The organism is uncultured Fibrobacter sp., assembly GCF_900316465.1.
Taxonomy (GTDB): domain Bacteria; phylum Fibrobacterota; class Fibrobacteria; order Fibrobacterales; family Fibrobacteraceae; genus Fibrobacter.
In genome coordinates this window covers 38,744-44,802 of sequence record NZ_ONDD01000026.1, presented here as the reverse complement: position 1 = coordinate 44,802, position 6,059 = coordinate 38,744, and the positions used below count along the sequence as shown (strand labels likewise).

Annotated in this window: 6 protein-coding genes; 3 read left to right on the top strand and 3 right to left on the bottom strand. The window is 42.5% G+C overall.

All coding sequences use genetic code 11. The annotated features are described in order from the left end of the window. From QZN53_RS10400 to QZN53_RS10390, 3 genes are all read right to left on the bottom strand, one after another. On the bottom strand, nucleotides 1-538 hold a 538-nt coding region (locus QZN53_RS10400; RefSeq protein WP_163438892.1), incomplete at its 3' end, for a hypothetical protein. 15 nt (nucleotides 539-553) lie between these two features. Further along, nucleotides 554-1,756: an FISUMP domain-containing protein gene (locus QZN53_RS10395; protein ID WP_163438891.1), complete on the bottom strand. Its 1,203-nt coding sequence runs from the start codon at nucleotides 1,754-1,756 to the stop codon at nucleotides 554-556. Between the two features lie 70 nt (nucleotides 1,757-1,826). After that, nucleotides 1,827-2,147, bottom strand: coding sequence for a DUF3467 domain-containing protein (locus QZN53_RS10390; RefSeq protein ID WP_163438890.1), 321 nt, complete (start codon nucleotides 2,145-2,147; stop codon nucleotides 1,827-1,829). A 255-nt stretch (nucleotides 2,148-2,402) separates the two neighbouring features. On the opposite strand from QZN53_RS10390, the gene QZN53_RS10385 reads away from it, so the two are divergent. The 3 genes from QZN53_RS10385 to QZN53_RS10375 are packed head-to-tail and all read left to right on the top strand — an operon-like array spanning nucleotide 2,403 to nucleotide 6,058. Continuing rightward, nucleotides 2,403-3,776, top strand: a complete 1,374-nt coding sequence (locus tag QZN53_RS10385; RefSeq protein WP_163438889.1) for a carboxypeptidase-like regulatory domain-containing protein — start codon at nucleotides 2,403-2,405, stop codon at nucleotides 3,774-3,776. A 6-nt stretch (nucleotides 3,777-3,782) separates the two neighbouring features. Next, nucleotides 3,783-4,583: an efflux RND transporter periplasmic adaptor subunit gene (locus QZN53_RS10380; protein ID WP_163438888.1), complete on the top strand. Its 801-nt coding sequence runs from the start codon at nucleotides 3,783-3,785 to the stop codon at nucleotides 4,581-4,583. Continuing rightward, nucleotides 4,580-6,058, top strand: coding sequence for a TolC family protein (locus QZN53_RS10375; RefSeq protein ID WP_163438887.1), 1,479 nt, complete (start codon nucleotides 4,580-4,582; stop codon nucleotides 6,056-6,058). Before QZN53_RS10380 ends, QZN53_RS10375 begins: the two co-directional genes overlap by 4 nt. Nucleotide 6,059: the final 1 nt, after the last annotated feature.

Genomic DNA, 6,059 nt, shown 5'->3' with positions numbered 1-6,059 from the left:
ATTCAAGTTTATTATTATTTAATGTGACATTATTATAATTTATCGTTGCATCATAGTAGCCTGTATTATCATAAAGAAAATCCACCTTTTTATCAGAACTAATTTTATCCTTTAATTCCGACGCAGTAATTTTCTTTGTTTTGGCAATCTCCTCCATTTTCTCAGTCAAATCTGCCTTTACAGAATCAAGTAACGAGCCAATGGTCGCACCATCCAATTTTATAAAATTCTCATTTTCTTTATCAAATTCAAGAAAATCATACACGGAAGCCCTCTGAAGGGTTCCATCGTCATTCTTATAGAGACCACTTATCTGTTCATTAACATTTTTATTTTTTACAAACTTTTCAAACTGCTTAGCATTATCTCCTTCATCATTCCAATAATCAGGAACAACAATGCGTTCAAGTTCTTGTGTCCATTGTTGCAAAGATTCATCCGAAGCAGCATCCATCAAGAAGCGGGGTTCGAGCGATTCAATTTTGTAGTTCTTTTGAATAGACTTGTTTTTCTTATTGTTCTTCTTATAATTTGACATCTTTATCCCACCTGTTTAATTAGCCTTGTAGTTTTTTACGCAACGAATGGACAAGCCATTTGTTTTATACAATGATTTGAAGCTAGAATCCCATAAGGATCTCGTAAACGCGATTGAATGCGCTGTTATAGAACCAGACTCTTGCGGAAGCCACATAAATCCATACTTGGGAGCCAGCTCATATTCAATTTTACCGGTCGAATTGAGAACGCCACCAAGCAAAGCAGAGAAACCATAATCATCCCCATTGCCGAACATTCTGGATATCAAGTCACCCACATATGTTCCTCCGGCTAATGTTGTCCATTCTAGTTCATTCATAATGTGCCAACCATTGGGGCATATTCCTTGCACCTGAACAACGGCCCAATCTGCATTAGAATTCATACCTTCTGCCAACGGATTCGGGCATTCCGTTGTGGAGCCCACCGAAACCGTATCACAGGCTTTGGGCAAGCCCATAGCCTCGCTCCAGGTATACAACCCACCAAAACCATTGTCGCAATACCATGAGTCATCTTCAAGGCAGTATTTTTCAGTTTTATCATCATCAAATTCAGAATTAAGCCCCTGGACTTGCACTCCATAATTCAAATTTTCTGCAAATATTTCAAAAGAAACCGATTTTTCAATTTGTACAGTCTTGTATTTTTTCCCGTCACGAGAATCAGTAAATTCCTTGTACTTCACATCTGGATTAAATTGTTCATCCATATCATAATGTTCCACAGTACATGTCGACGGGGTTCCGCCATTTGAAGAAGTAGGAGCAACAGAAGAACTTGATTCAACCTCAACCCATAAACCATCATGACACACTCGTTCAACGACTTCGCCTTTATTCTTTAGGTAATACGAAATAAGGCCTTCTGTCTTGCAAGTGACTAAATCGAAATCCTCTATATTTTCAGGAGTATAACTAGATGAAGAATAGACATTTTTACTGGAAGACGAGACATCCTTACTCGAAGAAGACGAACTTGAATCGTCGTCTTCGTCACTAGAAGACGATTCCTCCGATTCAGAGTCAGAAGAATCTTCCTGTTTTTTTGAACTACTTGAAGGGTCCGTACTCTCCGAGGAAATTTCACTGCTATCGCTTTCTATTTCCGCGACATCATCATTCTCTGCCGAACTAGATGAATTTCCGTTACTGCATGCAGAGAAAACTGCAAAAACAAGTGCAATAGAGGCAACACTTGACCATTGTTTCTTCATGAAAGACATCCCTTTCTATCTAAAAAAAAATTTAAAGCCGGGCAAACCAGCACCCGGCCTTTAAAAAAGATTAGGCTTTTTTAGCCTCGTTATTAGAGGTAGTTGGCAATCCAATATCAATTTCACCATATTTGGCTTCGTAAGCTCGCAAAGTGGCAGAAAGCATAATTGCAAGGCGCTTTGCGGTAAACGGGGTCATCATCACACGTTCGGCAATATCCACATTGACTTTTTCTTGCCCCATTTGCCAAGCATTATTCACACCAAGAAGCATAATCACCTCTTCACGACCAGCGATAACATTGGTTGCATTGGCATACAAATTTTTCATGTTCGCATCATTCCAGACAACAGCAGATTGATTATCCTTTTTTTCAACATTTTCGGCCATTTTAAACTCCTTAATTTAGGCACATATATATATGAAATATAACAAACTAATGCATAATTTCCTATAAAGTAAAGAACATATTACCTTCTATTACATGTATGAAAATTTGTTTTTACAAAGTAAAACAAAATAACATTAAAAAAGATTAGTTTCATCCGCCCAATAATCCATATTTTCTATCTTTTCTCCACCTCTTTAACCGGATAAAGAAAAATGCATAAAAAAATCCAATTGGCCATTTCCGCCTTTTTATCCATGTTTTTTGCTACAGCTTGTTCTGTTTCTGACTCAACAGATAGCGAATACTCCAAATGGACATTCTCGGGCACAGTCATTGACTCCGAAAACGGCCAAGGATTAAACAAAGCCGAAATCACCTATCAAGATTCAGACGGGGACATCCGGAGCGCGCTTACGGATTCAGACGGGAACTTCTACATCAAGGACCTCCCTTACGGGACATTGAACTTCACGTTCAACTATACTAAAATCAAGGGGAAAGACACTTTACACTACGCCCCGAAAATCATTAACATCGGATCATCGGGAGAATCCTCTCGTATGGAAGGGGTTGTCGCCGGAACAGCCCTGATTGTACGCCTAAGTCCTTTAAGCGCAACACTTTCGGGCGAATTCTATATTACCGAAGATGCAACAGAAAAAAGAATTCCCGTAGACAATACAAAATTACTCTTAATCCACCAAGACACAGCCTATGTGAACTTGGCCCCCAAGAGTTTTGAATCCCAAACTGATTCACTTGGGAAATTTACGTTTAAGGGACTACCCGCAGACACGGGCCTTATTCTGACCATAGAGGCTTTTACCTACAACGGGATGCGCTACACAGCCACAGATATTGAACTTCCCCGGCTAAAAACCAAGACAACGACCGATTTGGGACGCATCTACCTGACTCGCGACACCCTAATTACTCCTGATCCAAAGATTAAATCATCGAATGTTCTAGACAAAAACCTGAAAGGACTTGAAAACGTATCCCAGTTGGAAGTCCCCTACTACGTTTTAAATGAAAAAATCAGCTCTAAGAACCTCTCTGTGACAGTCACCGCCGATACAAGCGAATTGTTTGTTGAAGCCAGAATCAACAAGGACACCTTGTTCCTGGACCACAATACCGCCTTCCCCCCTGCCGCCCAAATTACGGTAAAAATTGTCGCCTACGGCAAGAGCTCCAACGAACGTATCGAAATCAACCTCGACGGTAATTCAGCTTTTAAGACTGGGCGCGGCATATATGCAGTCACAAGTAACACATGGCCCAGCAACGAGCAATTCAAGGCATCTTTCGGAACCCAAGACACAATCTGGGTGAAATTCTCAAAAAAATTAGCCAAAAACACCGACCGAATCCAATGGAAATACACTAGCGGTGTTGATTGCACTATCTATGCGAACGGATATTATGCGAACGCCAATTCGTGGATCAACAAAGACACTCTGTTTGTTCAGATGCTAGAAGACATTCTTATCGAAAGGGACCGTGGCGACTCCGTGGGAATGAACATTACCATCTACGCCGAAGATGGAACCTATATGGACGCATTCACCCTCCGTACAGAACTTGTTGTGCCGAAAACCGCCACCAGCGACGACGAAGAAGACTAACGCACCATGAACAAAAACATCAAAGCGGCAGTTGTCATTTCCATCTGGATAAACCAAGCAATAGCGGGTGCTTTTGATGGAATCACCGAGCCAATTGAACAGGCTAAAATTGGATTTACGATTCCTGGTAAAATTGACAGTATCTGGGTCAAAGAAGGCATGATCGTCCACAAGGGCGACACGCTGATGAACCTTGTAAAGACAGAAGACGAACTTCGTGTGCAAGTCACCAAAGTGACAGCCGAAGATGTTTCGGGAGTCGTATCGGCCAAGGCCAAAATGGACACCTATGAAAAGGATTACAAAGCCATAAAAAAACTCTTTGAAACCAGTACATCTGTAAGTGCAGAACAAGTCTGGGAAAAGGAACTCAACTATAATGTTGCAAAAGCGGAATGGGAAAACGCCAAGGTAAACAAGAGTAAGGATACACTTGAATATAACCTGGCCCGCGCCCAGTTGGACAAACAATTCCTTATCGCCCCTTTTGACGGGGAAATCGTATCTATTTCAAAAAATAAGAGTGAAAGCGTAGAAGCCCTCACTCCTGTTCTTGAAATTGCGGATGTACGTACTTGTCGATTCACGACATATATTCTTGCCAACAGAACAACCAATCTCAAGGTTGGTCAACAGGTAAAGTTGCAACTGAACGGGGGCAACTCTGCTATTGCCAAGAAAGGGGAAATTGAATTTATCTCGCCTCTGGTAGATAAGTCCAGCATGTTGCGAACAATCAAGATAATCTTCGACAACAAAGACCAGGCTGTTAAACCTGGCGTCACGGGGAAAATTCTGCTGAAATGAGAAGATTCCTCGCCATTTTACTCCTGTCTACGGTCGTTATCCAGGCTCAGGATTCGCTGTACCTCTCCTTTGAGGATGCCCTCAATGTGGTTATTGCTCACAATTCCGATGTACAAGAAGCGAAATACGAATGGATTAGCCGAAGGGAAAACGCCTCTGGCGCTTATGGTGATTTTGAGCCGACGCTTGTCGGGCGAATGCACAAGGAACGCGCCGACAGGCCCAGCGCCCTGTTCACCGAAACGAAGGACGAATACAAAATTGGTGTGCAAGGCAGCCTGCCCACGGGAACAGAATACGATATCGGGTTCAACCAGGCAACCTACACGCATAGCGATTATACATCTGAGTTGTATTTCGGCGGTGAACTGAGGCAGCATGTCCTCAAGGATGGTCCTATTTATTCCGCGCCACTCAACAACTTGCGCCAAGCTCAACTGCAACAGGAGGCTGCATACCAAAAGTATCGCAATTCGCTTGCCGATATCATTGAAAATTTTTGCGATTCATACTGGAATTATTACTATTCCGACCAAATTCTTTTCTTTGCAACCAAGTCCGCCAATGTTGCCAAGGAAATTGTCGAAGATGCAAGCAAAAGACTCGCACTAGGATTGCTATCGCCACTTGACTACCAAAAGGCTGTCGCAGAATATTCTGACCGAGAAAGCGCAAGATTAGAAGCCCTAGACAAGCTCCGCAGTGCAAGACTTGCACTTTTGTTGACACTGTCTTCTTCGGAATACATGCAAGACACACGCCCCATTGCCATACACCCTAACCTTGAAATTGATACATCGGTTACGATTGATTCTCTTGCCTTGCTGGATTCCATTAAGCTGATGCATCCGTTATACCTATACCAGAAAGCGGACCTAGAACTACGAGAAACCGTTTTAAAGGGCCACAAATCCAACTTTTTGCCAACATTCGACCTCATTGGCAGCTATGGAATTCGTAGCCGAGATGATAACGCGCGTATGGCGGTACACAACTTCAAGGACAACCGCCGCAGGCAAACTGTACTTGCTGGCGGATTTGAGTTTGCAGTCCCTCTTTTTGCAAATATCAAGGAACGACATCAAATCGCAGCCGAAAAAGCAAATGTTCGATCTTCAACGGTCCGCCTTTCGCTCGTACTTGACAAATTATTTGAAGAATACCGTATTTTGAGGAGAAGAACTGCCGAAATCCGCGACCAGTACCTATTCGGGGTAACCTCTGTCGAGTTCCATGAAAAAGAACTGGAAGAAGAATTCAAGAAAATGCAGATGGGAAAAAGTAACTACCACCAGATTTTTGACATAGAAGAAGATCTGCGTGAAGCCCAAAAGCGCCACCTCGAAACTATCCGGACATTGCACGTGACCAAGGTCAGGGAATCCAAGTCTAAAGGCAAACTATTGCTGCAAAACAAACTGGAATACTGGCACGACGGAAAATTGTTATTGCGGGAGGACCTGTTAAGTGAGTAAC